The organism is Comamonas sp. MYb21, assembly GCF_037479395.1.
Lineage (GTDB): Bacteria > Pseudomonadota > Gammaproteobacteria > Burkholderiales > Burkholderiaceae_C > Comamonas.
In genome coordinates this window covers 244,381-266,102 of the sequence record NZ_JBBGZC010000005.1, presented here as the reverse complement: position 1 = coordinate 266,102, position 21,722 = coordinate 244,381, and the positions used below count along the sequence as shown (strand labels likewise).

The window sequence follows — 21,722 nt, the reverse complement described above, 5'->3', positions numbered from 1 at the left end:
TTTACCGATGAATGGCGAAGCGCTGGCGCCGCGATGGGTAGCGACTGTGCCACACATGGGGTAGATCGTGGGCGCACCTAACATTTGTTGAATTTATCGCTATTTATTAACGATAGATATAGTATATTATTTAAGTTGGTTTTTTCGCACAGATCGGCCCGAGGCTGGCGTGCCGCCCACAGGGCGGTTTTGACCGGTGGCGTTCAGCGCCTCCCTGGCCCTGGGCCAGCGCACTGTCTGCCGCAGCCTGCTGCCCCCATGCTGCCCATGCGCTGTGCATGCCCGCAGCAGCCTGCCCCTTTGCCGAATGCCATGTCTTGACCGGGCCGGCGTTGCTGCAGCAAGGGCGGCCCCTGGTGCATTTCCGAAACTCCGCTCCTTGGTGCTGCAGACCGGGCCCATCGACGGGCCGGGCGGCCGGCGCGGGGATGTCCTTTATTTTTTACAAGCTCAACTATGAATTTCTCAAGCATCGATTGGAGCCAGGCGCCAGAGGATGCGCGCTGGTGGGCCATGGACGGCGATGGCCATGCCTATTGGTACTGCAGGCCGCAGATTGCGGCGGCCACCACCTTCTGGTTTGCCGCGCGCCACCCGGCGCCCAGCTTTGGCTATGCGCGCGATTTCCGGCAGTCGCTGCAAGCGCGGCCGGCACCGGCCGAGGAGAGCGCGCCTGCGCGCGCTGCAGCGGTCCGTCTGCTGCGCCGCTAGCACGGTGCGCAGCGGGCGCTGTGGCTGGCCCAGGCCCGCCCAGCGCCGTGTTGCGCGGCCGGCCGCTGCCCTGGGGCAGGGCTGGCGCCGTGCCGGTCAGATGATGCCCAGCATCCAGGTCAGCACCAGCAGCGACAGCGACAAGCCCCAGATCCAGAGGAACGAGTAGCGGATATGCTGGCCCATCGACAGCTTGGCCAGGCCCAGGCCCATCCACAGCGCTGGCGAGAACGGCGAGACAAAGGTGCCCACGATGCTGCCGATGATCATCGCGTAGGCTGCCGAGGTGGATGGCACCCCCGCCTGCGACGTGATCTGCTCGACGACCGGGAACAGCGCAAAGTAATAGGCATCGGTGCTCAGCACCAGCTCCAGCGGAATGCCGATCGCGCCAATGACCAGGTGCATATAGGGCAGCAGCACGGCCGGCAGCACATCGACCAAGGCCCGCGCAATGCTGTTGAGCATGCCCGACTCCTTGAGGATGCCCAGGAACGTACCGGCCGCCAAGATGATGCTGGCCATCATGATGGCGCCGCCCGCATGCGCATTGATGCGCTGGATCTGCACCTTGGGCTGGGGGTAGTTGATGACCAGGGCCACGCACAGCGCAATCATGAAGGTATAGCCGGGCGGGAACACGCCCATCACCAGCACCGCCAGGGTGAGCAAAAACACCAGCGCATTGACCCAGCGCAGCCGGGGGCGCAGCAGCTGCGTGCGCGCTTCATCGGCGGCCTTGGCTGCAGCGGCCTGGATGGCCAGTTCGGTAGCGGCGTGGGGCTGCAGTGCAGCGGCCAGCTCGTCGACATGGCTGGGGTGAGCGGATGCGGGCGCCGATGTGGCCACCGGTGCAGGCACAGAGCCGGACGCCGCAGCAGGCATGGCTTGCGCCAGCTCGGCCTTGAGCGCCTGCTGGCGGATGCGGCGCTGCTCGCGCAGGCCCAGAAACACCGCCAGCACCAGCAGCAAGGCCAGGCCCAGGCCCTGCACCACCACCAGCTCGCGCCACAGCGCCACGGCATCCATCTCCAGCACGGTCGCTACGCGGCCCACCGGCCCGCCCCAGGGCAGCATATTGACCACGCCGGCGCTGGCGGCCAGCAGCAAAAACAGCAGGTAGGGGCTCATCTTCAGCCGCTGGTACAGCGGCAGCAAAGGCGGCACCACCAGCAAGAAGGTGGAGGCGCCTGCGCCGTCGAGCTGAGCGATGGCTGAGATCAGCACCGTGCCCACGGCCACGGCAATCACATTGCCGCGCGTGATGCGCACCATGGCGCGAATCAGCGGGTCAAACAGGCCCACATCGTTCATCACGCCAAAAAACAAAATGGCAAAGATGAACATGGTCACCACCTGCACCACGGAGCTGATGCCATGGCGGTAGAAACCGGTGATCTCGCTGGTACTGAAGCCAGCGATCAGGGCGCCAGCAAGGGGCACCAGCACCATGCTGATCACGGGCGAGACCTTCTCGCTCAGCAGCAAGGCGACGATGACAACAACAATGGCTAAGCCAATCAAGGTGAGCATAAATACTTCTTCTAGTGCGTGGGGGGAATGGCGCATACCTTGCGCGGTATGCAGCCGGCGCTGAGTGGCCCACACATGCCCGGTAGCCAGGCCCGGCGGTGCTTGTGGCACCGCCAGCGGCTCGCCTCTCGTCTCCAGGGCAAACACGGGGTGGGTTTGCCGGGGCGGTGTGGGCCGCTCTTATCTGTCGCGGGACCGGGTCGCGTTGAATTTGAAAAGGTCCTTGTCTTTCACATAGCGGGCCGATTGCTTGCGGGCGCGCCGCGCCCGGCTGCGCCGGCGTGTGTAGCCCGACCAGTCGGCCCACAGCTTCCACAGCAGGGCCAGCAACGAGGGCAGCAGCACATGGGGCCATGGCCAGCTATCTATTGGTGGAATTTCATAGATTTTCAGCATCAACAGGCTGACAGCAATGATCAAGAGGTACATGGCAGAAAGAAGGGGCGGGTTGCGCTGCCTGCGAGGGGCGGATCGGTACGACCCGCAGGCAGCGGCAGCGCAAAGCGGGCGGTGACCTCACCACCCGGGATGAAACGGGGAATCAGGCCGGCGATGGCTGGGCGGTACCCCACCCTGTGCCTGCAGACCTGAAGAACGCGTGTCTGGGCCGCCATCTGTAGAGACCGGGCGGCATGCGGTGACACATGCGTTTAAATTATAGCTTTATGCTAATAAATCAATGAATCAAATCATTAACAGCTATGTTGATTGCGCATTCTGTACTGGCGCTGCTGCTGGGCGTGGGGGCGAAAAAAGGCCGTCGATACCTTGGCTGCAGGCGGCCAAACCCTGGGAGCTACAGGGTTTGGCGGGGCGGGCGCGGGTTTTTGCGTAGCGCATGGGGCGCATTCCGGTTCAGTGAGCTGGCAAGCGTCCAATGCGATTTTTGCGGTGCATTTCCCGGGTTTTAGAGCCCCGTGGCCTCACTCAGGTACAGCGCTTGGTTGTCAGAAGTTAACAAATCAAAAGCATATAGATAAAGACATTAATTGAATAACTAGCCAGTCATATCTGACGCCTTGCTGATCAGAACTTATGAAAGTCTGCAGGTGCCTAGAGCATTGCTAATACAGCAAATTTTTCTAGAAATGGTAGTTTTTGTGCGCGTACTGATAAACGGTAAATGCTGTGGGTTGCATGCATAAAAAACCAATAGTTACGAAATAAATCAAAACTACCGTGGTACCGATTTGGCGACTAATTGTTAACGCAATGTCCTGGGTTATCGCGGTTACGCGACGCTGAATGTCAGCGGCAGAAGCCCTTATCTGTACTGGGTTTGCGGGGCCATAGCAGGAAAAAACTGCGCAGCGAAAAGCCGATGCGAACGCACCCACGTAAACCCTGGTTTGTGGGGTTTGTATCGGATGAATGTCAATTTTTTCAAACTATGGAGAAATTAGTGGTTTTTATGCCAGCACTTGTAAGAGGTGCTAGCTTGGGTGCAGCGGTGATTAAAATCTGTACATATTGATATTTCCAATGAATGGAGTTGATGTGATAAAAAATTATTTGCATCGTGCGCGCTGGGAGGCGCAAGGGCCGGCGCTCCGGCCCACGGGAGGCGCCCTGCGCGGCGCGGTTATCGGCAGGGCGCTGTTGGCGCTGGCGGGGCTGTGCGCCTTGGCCGGACCGGCGCATGCCGCCATTACCATCACCAGCGCGGTGGTCAGTGCCGATGGCAGCGGCCCCTTTGACGCCAACAACAACCCTGGCAATGACAACGGGCCTGCCAATGGCATCGTGCGCAGCCAGGACACCGTCCTCTACACCATCGGCTACAACGCCTCGGACACCAGCAACGGCGTGATCACCGCGACCTTGCCCGCGGGCATGCGCTGGGATGCCACCGCCACTGCTGCCAGCGTCTGCAATGGCCCCGGCGGCGGCAGCTTGAACGCAGCCAGAACCGTGCTGACCTGCAACCGCCAGCCTGGCAGTGCGGGCGTGGAGTCGTTCCAGGTGCTCAGCTGGGTGGGCAATGTGGCCAATGGCGCCTCGGTGGCATTGACGGCCGCCTCCGGCGCCACGTCGGCCACGTCGGCGCCGGTTACCGTATCTGCCACCCCCAAAACCGACACCCGCGTGCGTGTGGAGGCTGCAAATATATTGCGTGCGGAAACCACGCCAGGCTCCAATGTGTGGGAGCGGCGCATGCCGGTGGCCATCAGCCTGGGCGCCTTGCTGCCCGCCAGTGGCAACTTCAAGGGCTATGAGGCGCTGCAAAACCCGGTGTCCGTCACCATCAAGGTGCAAACGGGCGCGGTAGTCCGTACCTGCCCCGCTGGCGCTACCTGTAGCCAGCCTGGCGGACCCGGCACCGATATCACGGTACAGATCGCCAACCCCACCACGCATTTCCTCGATGCCGCAGCGGTGGGTGGGCTCGATGCTGCATGGCGAAGCACGGCTTTGCTGACGGTGCTGATTGGTGTGCCCGAGATCCCGAACTTCCCGGCAGGCCAGAACAGCCCCATCACGGCGCAGCTGGTCAACTTTGCACCACTGGGCCTGGGCGGTCAGTCCAATGCGGTGCCAGCGCCTGGCTACCAGCCCGGCTATGTCTGCCCCGCTGGCGCGAACAATACCCAAACCTGTGTCAGTGCAACGGTCAGCCGTACCCAAACCCTGCAGCTGGCCATCAGCGGCGGCGCGGTGTATGACAACGTCAACCTGATCTACGGCGATGGCCATGGCTACACCCAGAACTTTGAGAAGGTGGTGCCCGGCCAGGCCTTTAATGCGCTGATGGGCGTGGGCAACCGGCCGACCTCCGAAGACCCTGCCACCGATGCGCAATCCTGCGTCGCCTGGAACCCCGCCTTGCTGGAGCTGCGTGCGGCCGCCAGCCTGAAGCTCAGCAATCTGGCGATCTTCTACCAGCCGACCAACCTGCTGTCGCCCGATGTGGCAGCCGCCAATATGGTGATGGAGTACTCGGCCCAGCCCTATGCCGATGATGCGGCGCGCCGCGCGGCCAACTGCGGGGTCGCCGGTGATGGCAATCCGCTGTGGACCAGCAACTACGCATCGCTGCCGCCCAATACCATCACCAGCGTGCGCTACACGTACATCCCCAATCTGACGCCTGGCCAAACGCTGGGTCTGGTGCTGCCGCTGCAGCGCAGCAGCAGCGCCACCTCGCTGGCGCTGGCCGATGATGCACCACTGCCCTGGTTCTCCCAGTACTTCACGGCGGCCAGCGGACGCGTGTACTCCACCTTTGACGGCAACAGCAGCACCGTTGGTGCCAACGGTGGCGGCTATGTGCAGGCGGCCTCTGCGCTGGTGCGGCACAGCATTGCGCTGCCCGGCAGCGTCTCGCCCGGCGATATTTTCCCGATCAGCGTCACGCCCACCACCATTGGCGCGACCACGCCCGGGGTCAATGGCGTCTCACGCAATGTGCAGATCACCATCGATTTCCCCAACACCTACATCCAGCCGCTGGAAAGCTCGATTGCGCCGTCTTTGCCGCCCGGAGCAACCTATGTGCTCACGCCTGCCGATCTGGGCGGCGACGGCCTGCCTGGTACGGCCGATGATGGCGTGCCCGCCAAGCTGGTGCTGAACCTGGGTGACCTGGCCGCACCCGGTGGCGCGGTGGGCCCGGCCCCGTACCAGGGCCATGCCACGGCCCACCCGGCCATCACCTTCCAGGCCCAGGCGGCCTATATCTCTCCGGTGGGCACCTACCCGCTGGTGGGCCTGGTCGCAGCCAACAATGACCTGAGCTTTGCCGATTACACCGGTGTGCCCAATATCGTGCCGGCCGCCTTGCTGCAAGACCGCAATGAGCGGGTCAGCACCACGGTCTCGGGCGTCGCTGGCTTCCAGATGAGCAAGGCACTGGTCAGTGGCGGCACGGTTGACACCAGCGACCCCGCCAACCCGGTCACCCGCATCACCGCCGGCGAGCCCTTTACCTATGCGATCTCGTTTGGCAATGCCACCAGCACGGCCAAGGCCCAGCTGCGCCTGGTCGATGTGCTGCCCTTTGATGGCGACGACCGTGGCACCACGGGCCTGGGCCCGCTGCAAATGGTCAGCGCCACGGCGGCCATGGGCGGCTCTGGTCAGGGCACGATAGCCATCGAGTACACGACGATGCCCGCTGCCGACGTGCGCAATGCGCTCCTCAACATCCTCGATAACGAAGATGCGGCCACCGGCGTGCCCTGGACGGCCTACGCCGGCGGTGCCTTCCCCGCGGGCGTGACGGCGCTGCGCTTTAGCACCAGCTCGGCACTGCAGCCGGGTTACAGCGGTATTGCCAACCTGACGATGCGCAGCCTCTCGCCGCTGGCGCCCACCACCGAGCTGTACAACGACGTATATGGCCGCGAACAGATCCCGAACGGACTGGTGCTGGCGGCCAGCGGCCAGGTCGAGCTGCGTGGCCAGGCGGCTGCCAGCCTGACGGGTCTGGTGTTCAACGACCTGAACATGAACAACACGCTGGACGCCGGTGAAGCCGGCGTGGCGGGTATCACGGCCACGCTGACCTGCGATGCCGGCCCTGCCTGCACGGCAGGTGAAACGCATAGCGCGGTGACCGACGCCTCGGGCGTGTACAGCTTTGCGCCGGGCGCCACGGTCGATGGCCAGGCCAACTTCCCTGGTCTTGCCAGCGGCTCCTGGACCTTGAGCATCGCCCCCGGTGCGCAGTGGCTGGCCGTCGGTGCCACCCCTGGTACCGTCAATGGCACCGCGTCCGGCACGGCGGTGGACCGCAGCATCAGCGGCATCGTGGTGCCCACGGGTGGGGCGGCGGTGGACTACCTGTTTGCCGAGCGCCAGCAGGGCAGCCTGACCATCAACAAGGCGCTCGTGCTGCCCGCTGGTGTGACCGGTCCTTTTGACTTTGCGTTTACCGCAACCTGTGACCTGCCCAGCGCTGGCTTTAGCTACCCTGCGACCTTGATCGGCTACCCGGGCAACACCTCGGTGACGATTGACGAGGTGCCCGCGACTGCCAACTGCACGGTGACCGAAGACACCCCCCTGCCCACGGCCCCTGCCTCGTACGAATGGGCGGCCCCCTCGGCGCCTGCGCCCGTGGTGATTGCTGCCAACGGCGATGTGGCCGTGACCGTGACCAATACGCTCAATGCGCTGCTGGGCAGCATCACGATCACCAAGGATCTGGTATTGCCGGCCGATGTGCCCGGTCCGTTCAACTTCAGCTACACGGCGACCTGTGACCTGCCCAGCGCTGGCTCGGTGTACTCCGGTACGTTGACGGGCTACCCAACGGCGACTGCAGTGACCATTGCCAATGTGCCTGCAGGTGCGCAGTGTGTGGTGGCCGAAGGCCCCTTGCCTGCAGCCCCTGCGAACTACAGCTGGGGCCCTGCGGCAGCCAATGTGCCGGTGACCGTGCCTTTGAATGCATCGGCCCCGGTGACGATGGCCAGCAGCCTGGTGCGCTTGACCGCCGGTATTGAAGTGACCAAGACCCTGGCGCTGCCCAGCGGTGTGACGGGACCCTTCAGCTTTGGCTTTACCGCCACCTGCAACCTGCCCAGCGCCGGCTCGACCTACACCGCGACCTTGGCCAACTACCCGACCAACACGCGGGTGACGATCCCTGGCATCCCCTCGGGTGCGAGCTGCGCGGTGGCGGAAAACACCCCGCTGCCGGCGGCGCCTAGCGGCTACGAGTGGGGCGCCCCGAGCGTGCCTGCGGCCGTGACGGTACCCAGCGCGGGTGTAGCGTCGGTGGGTGTGACGAATACGCTGGTCCAGCAGTTCGGCACGATCACCATCAACAAGACGCTGACGCTGCCCAACGGTGTGACCGGTCCGTTCAACTTCACGTATACGGCCACCTGCGATCTGCCCAGCGCCGGCACGGTGTTCCCTGCGAGCCTGAGCTACCCGACCGCCACATCGGCCACCATTGCCAATGTGCCCGCTGGCGCGCAGTGTGTGGTGGCCGAAGGCCCGCTGCCCACGGCACCCGCCAACTTCAGCTGGGGCCCTGCGGCTGCCAATGTCAACGTCACGGTGCCTGCCAACAGCGACATTGCCGCGACGATGGCCAGCACCCTGGTGCGCCAGCAAGCGGGTATTGAGGTGACCAAGACCCTGGCGCTGCCCAGCGGCGTGACGGGCCCCTTCAGCTTTGGCTTTACCGCCACCTGCGACCTGCCTAGCGCTGGCTCGGTCTACACCGCGACCTTGGCCGACTACCCGACCAACACCAAGGTAACGATCGCCAATGTGCCAGCCGGTGCCAACTGCGCGGTGACGGAAGACCAGCCGCTGCCAACGGCGCCTGCCAACTACGAGTGGGCGGCTCCCTCGGTGCCCGCACCCGTGATGGTGCCCAGCACCGGCGCGGCGGCAGTCGGTGTGACCAATGCACTCACCGGGCAGACCGGCGAGATCCTGGTGAACCTGAACACCACCCTGCCCGATGGCGTGACCGGTCCCTTCAGCTTTGTCGTGACCGCCACCTGCAACCTGCCCACGGCAGGAACCACCCACAGCGTGACCATCGTGTCGCCACCGGCCAGCGCGACCGGCACCATCACCGGTGCCCAAGCCGGCGCGGAGTGCACGATTGCGCAAACCTTGCCTGACGCACCGGCTGGCTACCGCTGGGATGCGCCAACGCTGGAAGGCAGCCCGGTGACCATCGCCGCCAACAGCAATGTGCCGGTGACGGTGAGCAACAGCCTGGTCAAGGCACAAACGGGCACGCCAACGCCCGTGCCGGTGGACAGCCGCGTAGCCCTGCTGCTGCTGGCGCTGCTGCTGGCCGCCGGCGCCAGCCTGCAACTGCGCAAGCGCTAAACCCGCCATCCAGCAGCGCGGGCCACTCCGCACTGCTGGCCGGGTGACTACAAACAGCAAAACCGGGGCTTGATGGCCCCGGTTTTTTTACGCCTGTTGGTTGGCTGCCCTTGTGCGCCAAGGCCCGCTTGTTGCGCAAGCGCGCTGCCGCTGCGAGCGCCCCAGCGGCTTTGACGACCGCTGGCGCTAATTCAGCAGCCCGGGCAGAAAATCGCTGGCCCGGCGAAACCGGAAACGTTGGTAGGCCCGCAGCCGGTAGGTGTGCACGGTCGCGGGGCTGATGGACAGCGCCTCGCCAATGTCCTGGGCGCTGTCGCCCAGCAAGGAGCGCGCAATGACCAGGCGCTCGCGTGTGGTCAGGGACGGAAAGCTGCGCTCCAGGCGCGCCTGCAGCACCGCCTGGGCATCGGCTTGCGGCCGGGTGAGGGCAGCCGATGCGCGGACCCGGGCATGCAAGGCCACCATCGCCAGCTGCCCCAGGGCGGCCAGCTGCGGGCTGGGGCTGGCGGACTGCACATGCAGGCCCCGGTAAAAGCTCAGGATCAGCAGGCGCTGCGATGCATCACCCCAGGTGAAGCTGAGCTTGTCGACAAAGCCCGGTTGCTCAAAACACAGTTCGCGGTACTCGCCCGAGGGCAGGTGGCAGGCCCGCACCTGCTGAGAGAACGCCCCGCTGCGCTTGCCCCGCAAGGACTGGGCCTGCAGCACCGGGTCCATCGCATGGAAGCGCCGGGCGTAGGCGCCTGTCCGCTCGGCAATGCCCCGGCGCTCGCCTGCGGCCAGCACCTCATGCACACCGCCCGCTGCATCGACCTGGTAGGCGAAGATTTCCTCCACCTGGTCAAGGCCGCGCGAGGCGCCCAGCAGCGTTTGCGCAAAATCGGGCGACAGCGCCGCATCGAGCAGCGACTGCCCCATCGAGGGATCGAACATCAACGCTTGCATGGTGGCGACTCCTTGCTGCGGCCTGGGCAGCCTTCTTGGTTGTTGTGGGTGGCATCGTGGCACAACGCGGGCCATCGCGGGGCACTGCCCCGCTGGCACCCGCTACTGCTTGAGATCGACGCCCATGCGCTCCCGCGTGGTGCTGACGGCAACCAGCGACAGCAGGGCCAGCCCCATGATATAGATGCCAATGTAGGTGGACTGGCCGTAGCTGGTGATAAGCCACTGCGCAATGGATGCGGCAAAGGCCCCGCCTAGGATGGTGCCCAGTGCATAGCCCACCGACACGCCCGAGTAGCGCACATGGGCCGGGAACATCTCTGCATAGAGCGCGGCCTGCGGGCCATAGGTGAGGCCCAGCGGAATGCTCAGCAGCGCCAGCGCTACAAAGAACAGGCCCAGGCTGCCCGAATCGACCAGCCACCACATCGGCACCGCCCACAGGGCCAGCAGCACATAGCCGATCTGGAAGGTGCGCACCCGCCCCCAGCGGTCGCCCAGGATGCCGCCCACCAGCGTGAACACCAGCCAGCTCAGCGAGGCGGCCATGGTCACCATCAGCAGCGGCGTGGCCGACAGGCCCAGCTTGTTGCGGCCATAGGCCACAAAGAACGCAATGAGCAAGTAGCCGGCGGCGTTGTTGCCGACAAAGATCAGCGCGGTGCGCAGCACGGTGCCGCCGTGGTGGCGGAACAGGCTGCGCAGCGGGGTGGATGACGCCGCCTTGCGGGCATGCATCTGCTCAAAGATCGGCGACTCGCCCACGCTGCGGCGAATCAAGGTGCCGACCCCGATCAGCACAATCGACAGCAGGAACGGAATGCGCCAGCCCCAGGCCATGAACTGCTCGTTGGACATGGACGAGGTCAGGATGCTGAGCACCAGGGTGGCCAGCAGCAGGCCAATGGGCACCCCGATCTGCGGAAAGGAGCCGAAAAAGCTGCGCCGGTGGCGCGGGGCGTGTTCCACCGCCATCAGGGCCGCGCCGCCCCATTCACCGCCGGCAGAAAAGCCCTGCACCACGCGCAGCACAACCAGCAAGATGGGCGCCCATACCCCAATCTGGGCATAGGTGGGCAGCAGGCCGATGAGCATCGTCGCGCCCCCCATCAGCACCAGGGTCATCACCAGCACGGCCTTGCGGCCCAGCCGGTCTCCCAGCGAGCCGCAGACGACCGCACCCAGCGGCCGGAACAAGAACGAGATGCCGATGGTGGCAAAGGAAATGATCTGCGCCATGGCCGGGTTGTGCTGGGCCAAAGGCCCAAAGAACAAGGTGCCCAGCACCAGGCCGGCCATCTGTGCGTAGATGAAGTAGTCATACCATTCGATGGCCGTGCCGACCAAGGTGGCGGTGAGCACCCGGCGTTCATCCGGGGTGGTGGTGCCTGCCTGCGACGCGGGCAGGCTGCTGATCGATGAATTCCCCATGTGCTTGTCTCCTTTTATAAAGTGGGTCTATGCCCTATTTGCTGGCTGGCGCTGGCGTGGTGGCTTGCGAACAGGCCACCGGGCCACCGAGCCACCGAGCCAAACGAAGGCCCCGGGGCGCGGTCAATCCGCCGCTTCGCCCGCAGCCGAGCTGGCCAGTGCGATGGCGCTGAGCACCACGCTGCTATCGCCAATATGGTTGGCCAGCAGCAAGATCAGCCTGGCGCTGGCCTGCAGGCTTTGGGCCTCGTCCAGGCCCTCGTGCATCTGCAACAGTTGCTGGTAAATATCATCGACGCGCTCCAGGTTGGGGTGGCGGATCAGGCGGGTCATGGCCGTGCTCCTGTGGCAGAGGTGAATCGGGTGGGCAGCGGGGCGGCACCAGTGCTGGCGCTGTCGCAGGCGCAAGCGGTATCCAGCGCCGCTTGCAAGACGCTGGCCGCGACCGGTGCCTGAAAGCGCGCGGCCACATACTGGTCCGGGCGGATCAGGTAGCCGCAGCCCGGCGCCAGCGCGTAGCGCGCCTGCAGCAGGGCCGTGTCGCCCAGCGCGGCAATATCGAGCAGCGCCACGCCTGTGGGTACGGCCTCGTGCCACTGGTGGGCCAGCAGCACAAAGCGCCCGCCCAGGCGCGGCAGCAGCCAATGGCCGGCCAGCGGCGCGTCCACCGCTGGCGAGCCGGGGCACAGGCCGCCCTCCCAGGGCTGGTCATCGGCGGTGTTGAGCGGGCTGTGTGGGCAGTGGATGGCGGTGGAGAGCCTGCCTGAATTGACAAAGGGCCGGGCCCAGGCTTCGCGCGCTGCCAGCTCCAGTACTGCATCGCGCAAGGCCCGGCTCGCGGTGCTCTTGGGCGTGAGGAAGTCGGTGGAGCGGCTCGAATGCAGAATGTTCTCATCGGCCATCGCAATGGCCTCGTCGTTGTAGCTCTCCAGCAGCGCCTGCCCTGAGGCCCCGCGCAGCACCCGGTCGAGCTTCCAGCCCAGGTTGTCGACATCGGCCAGGCCGCCATTGCAGCCGCGCGCGCCAAAGGGCGATACCAGGTGGGCACTGTCGCCGGCAAACAGCACGCGGCCATGGACAAAACGCGCCATGCGCCGGCACTGGAAGGTGTAGACGCTGTACCACTCTTTGCTGAACGGCACCCCGGGCCCCAGCATCGCGCGCACATAGCGCTCCACGTTCTCGGGCTGGACGCAGGCCTCGCGGTCAATGCCCCAGCCGAGCTGAAAATCCAGCCGCCACAGTCCATCGGGCTGGCGGTGCATCAGCGCCGACTGGCCCGGGTTGAACGGTGGGTCAAACCAGAACCAGCGCTCGGCAGGGCGCTCCTCGGGCATGCGGATGTCGGCGATGAGAAAGTTCTCCTCAAACACCCGGCCGTTGAAGTCCAGCCCCATCAGACCGCGCAGCGTTGACTTGCTGCCGTCGCAGGCGATGAGCCAGTCGGCCTCCTGCGTGTAATGCTGCGCGCCCGCCTGCACGCCCAGCCGCACATGGTCTTCCAGGATCTGCAGAGACTCGATCTGCTGGCCCAGGCGCAGCTGCACATTGGGCAGTGCGCGCAGCGCGTCGAGCAAGGCCTCTTCGACGTAGTACTGCTGGATATTGATAAAGCCCGGGTACTGCTGGTCCTTGATGGGCAGCATGTCGAACTGGTAGATGGGCTCGGCGCGCGCGCCCCAAAACACCTTGCCCACATTCCAGGTCACGCCCTTGTCCAGCAGTGGCTGGCCCAGTCCCAGGCGCTCGAAGATATCGAGCGAGCGCTTGGAAAAGCAGATCGCCTTGGAGCCCCCCGGCACAAAGTCCAGCCGGCTGATGACCACGACCGCATGGCCGCGCTGGGCCAGGTCCAGCGCCATGGCCAGCCCCACGGGCCCGGCCCCGGCAATGACCACGCTGGCGCGCGGCGGCTGGCGGCTGGCTGCCGGCGTGGCCCCGATATGGCGCCACACCGGAATGCCCCGCTGCTGCGGGGGGGCGGGCGGCGCGGCGGCACTGCGCGCCTGCGCCACGGAATGCATCGTGCTCGCTGCCATGGCGCTCACCCTTGCAACTGGGCCCAGACGTCCCGGTCGCGCTCGGCCGTCCAGATGCGCGGCCAGCTGATGCCGTCGAACTCGTCCCACAGGCGCTGCACATTGAACGGCAGGCAGTGCTCAAAAATGGGCCAGCGGCCAAACTGGGGCGCCAATGCCTGGTGGGTGGCTTCAAAAGCCTCCTTGAGCGTGCCGCCGCGCCGGAAGACCGGCCCCACCTGGTCGATCATGCCCTGGAGGAACGCGCGCGTCTGCTCGATGGCCGCGTCGCATGCCGCTTCGCCCCGGGCCACCGCGCCCCGGCCGCCGACCAGGTTCTGCGCGCGGTACTGCTTGAGCTGGTCCAGCGTTGCGCCGGCCCATTCAAAGTGGTGGGCATCGCCCGTGTACAAGGCCGCTTCGGCCTCCACCAGATCGCCCGCAAACAGGGTTTTGCTCTTGTCGTGCCAGACCACGATGTCGCCCGCCGTATGGCCCCGGCCGTTGAACTGCAGCTCCAGCTTGCCCCGCTCGCCTCCCAGTTCGATCTCGTGGCGGGTGGCAAAGGTCTGGGTCGGCCGGGTCAGCCCCGGAATGCCCTCGAACTCCTTGAACAGGCGCGGCATGCGGCCGTATTCGCTGGCCCAGTCCTGCTCGCCGCGTTCCTCGATCAGCTGGCGGGTCACGTCGCTGCTGATGATGTGCTCGGCCTCAAAGGCCGATGCGCCCAGCACCCGCACGGCATGGTAGTGCGTCAGCACCAGGTATTTGATCGGTTTTTGCGTGTGGGCCCGCAGCGTGCGCAGCCAGTCACGCGCTGCCGCTGGTGTGGCGCGCGCCTCGATCGCGACAATAAAGTCCTCGCCCTCGATCGCGCCCACATTCGGGTCGCCTTGCGCGGTCAGCGCATAGACCCCGTCGCCCAGGATCTCCAGTGTCTCGGTTTTGGCCGTCATGTCGGCCGATGATGCAAAAGGTTTTGCCATCGCTTTGGTGCTCCTCGGTAGTCCATCCATGGTGTTCATTCACGCCAACGCGGCTGCCTGCCAAGCCAAGCCCGGCCCTTGCCACAGCGTCTGCGCCCATGCCAACCAGTCTGCTGTGGCTATGCAGCGCTGTCTGTCCATAGGTTGATGGACAAGCAGCACGGATCGGGCAAGGCGGTGTTGATTTACCTCAGGTTTTTTTGCGAGCACACGGGTATATCCCTAGCTTTGTTCCACCCGCCCGACATGGGCAAAAGCCGCTGCTCCAGGCACCGGGTGCTCTGGCTGGCCCCGCTGCGGCGGCATCGGGCATGTTCTCGGCACGACGGCAACCAACGCCGGCCTCGCAATGCGATGCCAGCAGCATCAACCAACCGCTGCAAGCAATGAGAATAATATAAAAATGTAATCGTACTTTGTTTATTAATGGACTTCATTTATCTTTATTGCCATCGCCATGGCGTGCCTTTGGGCCCTGGGTCTGAACGCGGGCTTGGGCGATTCATGTCCATCCCATGGGGCTGAAGAGGCTCCCTGCAACGGTGTTTTTCATGCAGGTGGATGCTGTGGTCAGGCGGCATCGCTGCAGCAGAAAGCCGCGACCGGTGCTGGCTGGTTGCAGCGTCCGGTGATGCGGCATGCAAAGACGTTTCAAACGCACATGGAGAGGGGATTCAAAAGTTATCGGCTGCGTTTGTTTCTTTCACTGTCTCGCCAATAGGAGGAAATGAAGATGCAAAGGCTCTCAAACTTTTTCAGGCTGTGCATGGCCGCCTTTTTGCTGTGTGCAGGTGCGCAGCAGGCTTGGGCACAAAAGGTGCTGCTGCTGACGACCAATGTCACGGGTGCCAATGCCGAGGATGCTGTCGTCCGCACGGCCTACGACAACCTGCAAGGTGAATTTGCTTCGCAACTCGCCGATCCCAGTGATCTGACGCGCCTGTCGGTGTTGAGCACTGCTGGATCGATCTCGCAGCGCACCTTTAGCGATGCCCCCGGCCCTTATGACCTGGTCATCGTTGCCAGTGGATATAGCGCTATCGATTCTTCAAATTGGACCGTATTGCAGGATGCCTTGGCCAACCGCTGGGCCAATGCCATCGTGTTCTTTGTCGATGGCTGTTGCGAGGCACAGAATGGCGGCAATGCGCGCCGCATGGTGGCTACCTTGAATGCAGGCACCGGCTCGGCTTTTGCATTGGGACGAAGTGCTGATGATCTAAGGTTCCCGCTCAATACCAATTCTCCTTTTGCAGCGAACTTTGCAGGCTTGAATCCGTTTACGGGAGGGGTCATCTCCTATATCAATAACGTGCCCGCGGACAACGCGCTTTATTTGGCGCATGGAACGCCTTCCTCCAGCTTTCCCGCGCCAGGCACCACGCCCGTCAACGATGTGTACGGGTTATTGATTCCCACATTTCAATCCAACAATGGCCTCGGCGCTTGCGCGTTTGCCGTGGTGGATGTTTCCCCTTTTCTGAATATTCTCCATTACCAGTCATGGACGGCCAACCGGGGCAAGGTGGGGCCCGCCTTTCTTCATGCTGCCACCTCCGAGACCGGCGCCTGCGGCCTGCCCAAGGTCAGCAAAAGCTTTGACAAGAGCGATATCTACCTGGGCGATAGCGACAACAGCACCGTGCTGACGATCGATCTGTCCAATGGCACGCGCGACCCCATCCTCAGCGTTGATATGACCGACAACCTGCCCGCGCCTTTGGTCGTCGGCGCCGGTGCAGTGGGTAATACCTGCACGGGCGGCAGCCTCAGTGCCGTCGCTGGCGCCAATGTCATCCGCAGCAGCGGTGTGACCATTCCGCCCGGCGGCTGCAGCATCACGGTGCCGGTGGTCTGGCCCAACACCGATGCTGGCCGCCAGGCTTGCACGGACACCCCGCTGCTGACCAACACCATCACGCCGGGCACAGACTTTGTCTCGCCGATTGGCCAGGTCAACACGCCAGCGACGGCCACGCTGACCTGCCAGCCCGCGCAGCTCTCCATCGCCAAGCAAGTGGTCTGGCCGGCCAACATCACGCCGGTGGATCTGACCGGCAGCAGCTTCCCCGTCTCGGTGGTCTGCACCGGCAGCGATGGGCTGGCCTTGCCCGCGATCGACACCTCGATCACGCTGGATACGCCCAAGACCGGCAGTGTCACCGTCACGCCGGTGATCGCCAGCGGCAGCTGCGTGGTGACCGAGGGCACACGCCCCGCGCCCCCCGCCAACCATATCTGGGTGGAAGACCCGGCGCCCAGCGTGTCCGTCCCCATGGCAGCGCCGCCTGCGGCCAACCATGCGCTGCTGGTCAACACCTTGGCCCGCGCCAACACCGATATCACCATCAGCACCGCCGTGACCGGTGGCCCGGCAGCGGGCATCAGCGGCAGCTTTAGCTTTAGCGCCCACTGCGGCACAGATGGCAGCTTCACAACGGCTGTCACCTTGAGCGGCAGCAATGCCGGTGCCATGGCCATCACCGGTGTGCCCCAGGGGGCCAGCTGCACCGTAAGCGAGGATCCGATCTTGCCCGCCGCTCCGGCCGGCTACGCCTGGAGTACCAGCTTGCCCGCCCCGGTGAGCCTGCTGACGGGCGATGGCGGCAATACGGCCTCCTTTGTCAACACCCTCGTGCGCACGGCGCCGCTGGTGCCTGCTGCCGTACCCACGCTGCAGCTATGGGCGCTGGTGGTGCTGTCGCTGATGCTGCTGGGCGCTGCCACGCTGCGCCGCCGCCAACGCTGACTGCCCCAAGCCGCTGCCAGCTGGCTTGGCTGCAGGCCGTAGGCCCTTGCTACCGCTAGCCGCCCACAAGGCGAGCGAAGACACCGAGGCATCCCCCTTTGCCTCGGTTTTTGATGGCTGCTTGACAAGCAGGTGTGCGAATGCAGGTGGCTTTGCAGGCATGGCAAGGCTTGGCAAGGCTTGGCTAAGCCCCTCTGCAGCGGTGCAGCCTGTGCCCGCTGAGCCAGTAGCTCCCCCTGTGCAGGCGCTGGGCCGGATGGTGCGCGCGACCACCTCCAAACCCCACAAGCTGCTGTCAATGCTTTTAATCAATTAACAACACAATTGCAATAGATTGCATTTTATCGATTGGTAGATTTTTTCAATAGCTTTTGCGTATGTATGATGCCATTTCACACGATATCTCTGCAGCGCAAGGTCGCCTCCTTGCGGCCCTTGTGCGCCATCAGGGCCGCGAAACAGCAGGCGCTTGCCACGGCCGGCCGCAACAGCCGCCCGCGAGGCGGTCCATCGGTTTGCGTTGCAGATCTGTTTTTTAGATGGACAAGTAAAGAGAGGACGAAATGAAAAATTTCCCCCATTTTTTCAGGCTATGCCTGGCGGCTTTGTTGCTAAGCGCGGGTGCACAGCAGGCCTGGGCACAAAAGGTGCTGTTGTTGACGACCAATGTCACGGGTGCCAATGCAGAACGAGCAGATGCGATTGCTGCTTTCAACAACGTACAAAGTGAGTTTTCGTCGCAGTTAGCCAATCCTAGTGATCTCACGCTCTTGCAGGTGCTGGGCAATGCCAATGCCATTTCGCAGGCCACTTTTACTTCGCCTTCTGGCGCCCCTTATGACATTGTGATTGTTGCAAGTTCTTATAGCCCTATTGATGCAACAAATTGGACGATGCTACAAAGCGCCGTTGCTAATCGCTGGGCTAATTCCATCGTGTTCTTTGTGGATGGGTGTTGCGAAGCGCAGAATGGGGGGAACGCGAGAAATATGGCGGCTGCCTTGAATGCAGGAACAGGCTCAGCTTTTTCAGTGGGGACGACTTCCGTTGACTCGCAGTTCCCCCTCAATACGAATTCCCCATTTGCAGCGACCTTCGCAGGCTTGGATCCATTTGCCGGAGGAGTTGTTTCTTACATCAATAATGTGCCAGCGGATAACGCACTTTATTTGGCGCAGGGAACGCCTCCTTCCCGTTTTCCTCCTCCAGGCGCAGCACCTACGAACAACGTTTATGGGTTGTTGATCCCCACGTTTCAATCCAACAACGGACTCGGCGCTTGCGTGTTTGCTGTGGTGGACGTTTCCCCATTCGTTAATTTTGCCCAGTACCAGTCATGGACGGCCAACCGAGGCAAAATCGCTCCCGCCTTTCTCGGTGCCGCGACCTCCGAGACCGGCGCCTGCGGCCTGCCCAAGGTCAGCAAAAGCTTTGACAAAAGCGATATCTACCTGGGCGGTAGCGACAACAGCACCGTGCTGACGATCGATCTGTCCAATGGCACGCGCGACCCCATCATCAACGTCGATATGACCGACAACCTGCCCGCGCCTTTGGTGGTGGGAGCCGGCACCGTCGGCAATACCTGCACGGGCGGCAGCCTCAGTGCCGTCGCTGGCGCCAATGTCATCCGCAGCAGCGGTGTGACCATTCCGCCCGGCGGCTGCAGCATCACGGTGCCGGTGGTCTGGCCCAACACCGATGCTGGCCGCCAGGCTTGCGTGAACACCCCGCTGCTGACCAACACCATCACGCCGGGCACGGACTTTGTCTCGCCGATTGGCCAGGTCAACACGCCAGCGACGGCCACGCTGGCCTGCCAGCCCGCGCAACTCTCCATCGCCAAGCAAGTGGTCTGGCCGGCCAACATCACGCCGGTGGATTTGACCGGCAGCAGCTTCCCCGTCTCGGTGGTCTGCACCGGCAGCGATGGGCTGGCCTTGCCCGCGATCGACACCTCGATCACGCTGGATACACCCAAAACCGGCAGTGTCACCATCACGCCGGTGATCGCCAGCGGCAGCTGCGTGGTGACCGAGGGCACACGCCCCACGCCCCCCGCCAACCATATCTGGGTGGAAGACCCGGCGCCCAGCGTCTCGGTCGCGATGGCAGCGCCGCCGGCGGCCAACAACGCGCTGCTGGTCAACACCTTGGCCCGCGCCAATACCGACATCACCATCAGCACCGCCGTGACCGGTGGCCCGGCAGCGGGCATCAGCGGCAGCTTTGGCTATACCGCCAACTGCGGCGCCGATGGCAGCTTTAGCGCCACGGTAAACCTGAGTGGCAGCAGCGCTGGCGCCATTGCCATCACCAATGTGCCCATGGGCGCCAGCTGCACGGTTGAACAAACGCCCACCATGCCAGCGGCCCCTGCAGACTACGTCTGGAGCGAGACGCTGCCGGCAGAAGTGGGCTTGGTGACCGGCCCCAGCGGCAACACGGCGTCCTTTGTCAACACCCTTGTGCGGACGGTGCCGGCCGTGCCCGCTGCCGTGCCCACGCTGCAGCAATGGGCGCTGGTGGTGCTGTCGCTGATGCTGCTGGGTGCTGCCACGCTGCGCCGCCGCCAGGGCGGAATGCACTAAGCCACTGCGCGGCAGCAGGGGCTGGGTGGGCCACTCCACCGGGCTCCTGAGCGCCGCTACGCCAAACCGCCGGGGCAGCTGCCCCGGCTTTTTTGTGCCCGCGCCAGGGTGCAGCAGCGGCGGCGGCGCACTGGGCACCAGCAATAAAAATGCCCCGGGCGCAGGCCACGGGGCATCGATATCGATAGGGCAGGGTGGCCGTGCAGCGCACCCTGGGGTCTTGTTAGGCCGCGACGCGCCGCAGGCTCAGACCAGCTTTCGGCGGGCAAGGCCGACCAGCAGCAAACCCAGGCCCGCCAGCGCCAGCGGGTGGCCGACCGGCACGGCCTTGGGCACGACGACCACGGGTGCAGTCACCTCCAAGGTGACGGTGGCCGTATCGCATTGCGTGGCCTGCACGGTGCTGCAGATCTGGTAGCTCACCGTGTAGGCACCGGGCGTGGCGGCCGCGCCAATCAGCACATTGCCATCGGGCGTGACGGTGATGCCGGTGGGCCAGGTGCCCACGGGCGTCAGGGCCACGTTGCTGGTGGTGGCAGGTGCCGCATCGACCGTGTCATTGGCCAGCACATTGACGGCGGTGACCGTGCCACTGCTGGGGCGGGTGATGGCGGGAGCGGTGTCATTGACGGCGTCCACCCCAATCAGCTGCACCCCGCCAATGCCCTTGAAGGCAAAGATAAAGGTGTTGGGCGTGCCATCGGTGCTGGGGGTTCCGGGCGGATTCTGGCTAGGTTTGCCCAGCGAATAGGCCTCGGCGCCAAAGGCGGCCAAGGCTGCCAGCGCATCGACCTGGTTGCCCGCTGCGCCATAGCCAATGGTGAACTCCACCTTGGCGCCGGGAGCAATGGTGCCAAAGTTGAAGCGGAAGTGCGCGCCGTGGTCCTCGGGGCCACTGTCCTCAATATCCTGGTTGGTAAACAGAATGCCAGCGTCGGGGTTCAAAGGGTCTGCGTTGTGAAAACCGTTGTCGCTGGAGAAGACCAGCGCCGTGCTGCTGCCGCGCTGGATGGTCGTGTATTCGCTGAACTGGGTGGGGAACACATCCCAGTCCATTGCGCGGCCATACAGGGCTTCGACTGGTGCGGACGAGATGTTCTCGATCGTGACCTTGACTTCGTAAATATTGCTGGTGGCCGAAGAAGGCGCAAAAGCATGGGTCACGCGGAAGGTATTGAAGGCATTGGCCACGGCGGTAGCGGTGGTGGCCGTAGCGCTGAAAGACTCTGACGTAATCCCTTGAATACCGACATCGGCGCCGGTATAGCCCGACGTATTGCTCAGGGCATCGGCAACGCCCCAGGCCTCGCAGAAGCACCCTGGTGTCAGCCCATCGGCACCACTCGTCAAATAGGTAATGCCCGTCAGCGGCGATATTTCCTGGGGCATCAGCGAGCCATCGTTGCGCACTCCCACCCGCAAGGTGCCATTTTCAATATTGGCCTGCGCCAGCACGATCGCCGGCACGGCAACCACCATCCCCGCCAACAGTTTTCCTAGTTTCATGCTCTCACCTCATTTAGTATTTAAATTTATGATGAGGTTTTTTATCATAGTTATAAGAGATGAAAAAATTACTATACCAAACTTATGGCGTTAGAAATACCTTATAAAAACAAGGACTTGTGTATATGTCTGGAGTCAATTTTCTGAATGCATGTGATTATTCACTTTTGTCAAACATTGTCAAAATCTTGCTATCAAATATTCTTGATATAGGTCATGAAAATGGGGTTGCAACGCATTGCAATGCCTGCGCATTTGATTCGCAAGGCGAGAGAGGAAGTCGTCGTTTTTGACCTGAAGAGGGTGCGCAATGCTGGCTGCAGCACATTCCGCCCATGGATGGGCGGTGTTTATCTGGGTGGCTCGCTGCATATGGCTGTTGATGGCCGCCTGAGCGCAGCGCTGGCATGGGCCCCTGGGGTGTTGCACCTGCACGCGCCAGTGGGGGCGA

Annotated in this window: 12 protein-coding genes; 4 read left to right on the top strand and 8 right to left on the bottom strand. The window is 63.7% G+C overall.

Translation table 11 applies throughout. From position 1 onward, the window contains the following. The first annotated feature begins 456 nt into the window (after nucleotides 1-456). Nucleotides 457-711 carry a hypothetical protein gene (locus WH367_RS09500; RefSeq protein ID WP_312988232.1) on the top strand — a complete coding sequence of 85 codons (255 nt, stop codon included), beginning with the start codon at nucleotides 457-459 and terminating at the stop codon, nucleotides 709-711. Nucleotides 712-807: 96 nt separating this feature from the next. On the opposite strand, the gene WH367_RS09495 is transcribed toward WH367_RS09500, so the two are convergent. Together WH367_RS09495 and WH367_RS09490 are read right to left on the bottom strand one after the other, a co-directional pair. Further along, a complete protein-coding gene (locus WH367_RS09495; RefSeq protein ID WP_339535741.1) occupies nucleotides 808-2,244 on the bottom strand; it encodes a CitMHS family transporter in 1,437 nt (478 codons plus the stop codon). 180 nt (nucleotides 2,245-2,424) lie between these two features. Then, complete coding sequence (locus WH367_RS09490; protein ID WP_021024739.1) at nucleotides 2,425-2,673, bottom strand: TIGR04438 family Trp-rich protein; 249 nt, start codon at nucleotides 2,671-2,673, stop codon at nucleotides 2,425-2,427. 1,068 nt (nucleotides 2,674-3,741) lie between these two features. On the opposite strand from WH367_RS09490, the gene WH367_RS09485 reads away from it, so the two are divergent. Next, nucleotides 3,742-9,045 (top strand): DUF5979 domain-containing protein, encoded by a 5,304-nt coding sequence (locus tag WH367_RS09485; protein WP_339535739.1) that lies wholly within the window; start codon nucleotides 3,742-3,744, stop codon nucleotides 9,043-9,045. A gap of 186 nt (nucleotides 9,046-9,231) precedes the next feature. Here WH367_RS09485 and WH367_RS09480 read toward each other — a convergent pair whose 3' ends face one another. The 5 genes from WH367_RS09480 to WH367_RS09460 all read right to left on the bottom strand — a co-directional run bounded on the left by WH367_RS09480 (nucleotide 9,232) and on the right by WH367_RS09460 (nucleotide 14,425). Next, the gene (locus WH367_RS09480) at nucleotides 9,232-9,990 is read right to left on the bottom strand and encodes a helix-turn-helix transcriptional regulator (protein WP_339535737.1); all 759 of its coding nucleotides are present in this window, start codon (nucleotides 9,988-9,990) and stop codon (nucleotides 9,232-9,234) included. 102 nt (nucleotides 9,991-10,092) lie between these two features. Next, a complete protein-coding gene (locus WH367_RS09475; RefSeq protein WP_339535735.1) occupies nucleotides 10,093-11,421 on the bottom strand; it encodes an MFS transporter in 1,329 nt (442 codons plus the stop codon). A gap of 123 nt (nucleotides 11,422-11,544) precedes the next feature. Then, nucleotides 11,545-11,754 carry a DUF2783 domain-containing protein gene (locus WH367_RS09470; protein ID WP_339517065.1) on the bottom strand — a complete coding sequence of 70 codons (210 nt, stop codon included), beginning with the start codon at nucleotides 11,752-11,754 and terminating at the stop codon, nucleotides 11,545-11,547. Next, nucleotides 11,751-13,460 carry an FAD-dependent oxidoreductase gene (locus WH367_RS09465; RefSeq protein WP_339535733.1) on the bottom strand — a complete coding sequence of 570 codons (1,710 nt, stop codon included), beginning with the start codon at nucleotides 13,458-13,460 and terminating at the stop codon, nucleotides 11,751-11,753. The genes WH367_RS09470 and WH367_RS09465 overlap by 4 nt, the downstream gene beginning before the upstream one ends. A 5-nt stretch (nucleotides 13,461-13,465) precedes the next feature. Beyond that, nucleotides 13,466-14,425, bottom strand: a complete 960-nt coding sequence (locus tag WH367_RS09460) for an MBL fold metallo-hydrolase (RefSeq protein WP_021028870.1) — start codon at nucleotides 14,423-14,425, stop codon at nucleotides 13,466-13,468. Nucleotides 14,426-15,191: 766 nt separating this feature from the next. On the opposite strand from WH367_RS09460, the gene WH367_RS09455 reads away from it, so the two are divergent. After that, on the top strand, nucleotides 15,192-17,174 hold the full coding sequence (locus tag WH367_RS09455) for an IPTL-CTERM sorting domain-containing protein (protein ID WP_339535731.1): 1,983 nt from the start codon (nucleotides 15,192-15,194) through the stop codon (nucleotides 17,172-17,174). Nucleotides 17,175-18,469: 1,295 nt separating this feature from the next. After that, entirely contained in the window at nucleotides 18,470-19,765 is a 1,296-nt protein-coding gene (locus tag WH367_RS09450) for an IPTL-CTERM sorting domain-containing protein (RefSeq protein ID WP_339535729.1), read from the top strand. 246 nt (nucleotides 19,766-20,011) lie between these two features. Here WH367_RS09450 and WH367_RS09445 read toward each other — a convergent pair whose 3' ends face one another. Next, nucleotides 20,012-21,271 carry a hypothetical protein gene (locus WH367_RS09445; RefSeq protein WP_339535728.1) on the bottom strand — a complete coding sequence of 420 codons (1,260 nt, stop codon included), beginning with the start codon at nucleotides 21,269-21,271 and terminating at the stop codon, nucleotides 20,012-20,014. Nucleotides 21,272-21,722: the final 451 nt, after the last annotated feature.

Excerpts from the sequence above, each read along its gene's own strand:
- WH367_RS09465 (WP_339535733.1), bottom strand. The coding sequence starts at position 13,460 with ATGGCAGCGAGCACGATGCATTCCGTGGCGCAGGCGCGCAGTGCCGCC.
- WH367_RS09500 (WP_312988232.1), top strand. The coding sequence starts at position 457 with ATGAATTTCTCAAGCATCGATTGGAGCCAGGCGCCAGAGGATGCGCGC.
- WH367_RS09490 (WP_021024739.1), bottom strand. The coding sequence starts at position 2,673 with ATGTACCTCTTGATCATTGCTGTCAGCCTGTTGATGCTGAAAATCTAT.
- WH367_RS09495 (WP_339535741.1), bottom strand. The coding sequence starts at position 2,244 with ATGCTCACCTTGATTGGCTTAGCCATTGTTGTTGTCATCGTCGCCTTG.
- WH367_RS09455 (WP_339535731.1), top strand. The coding sequence starts at position 15,192 with ATGGCCGCCTTTTTGCTGTGTGCAGGTGCGCAGCAGGCTTGGGCACAA.
- WH367_RS09470 (WP_339517065.1), bottom strand. The coding sequence starts at position 11,754 with ATGACCCGCCTGATCCGCCACCCCAACCTGGAGCGCGTCGATGATATT.
- WH367_RS09475 (WP_339535735.1), bottom strand. The coding sequence starts at position 11,421 with ATGGGGAATTCATCGATCAGCAGCCTGCCCGCGTCGCAGGCAGGCACC.
- WH367_RS09460 (WP_021028870.1), bottom strand. The coding sequence starts at position 14,425 with ATGGCAAAACCTTTTGCATCATCGGCCGACATGACGGCCAAAACCGAG.
- WH367_RS09445 (WP_339535728.1), bottom strand. The coding sequence starts at position 21,271 with ATGAAACTAGGAAAACTGTTGGCGGGGATGGTGGTTGCCGTGCCGGCG.
- WH367_RS09480 (WP_339535737.1), bottom strand. The coding sequence starts at position 9,990 with ATGCAAGCGTTGATGTTCGATCCCTCGATGGGGCAGTCGCTGCTCGAT.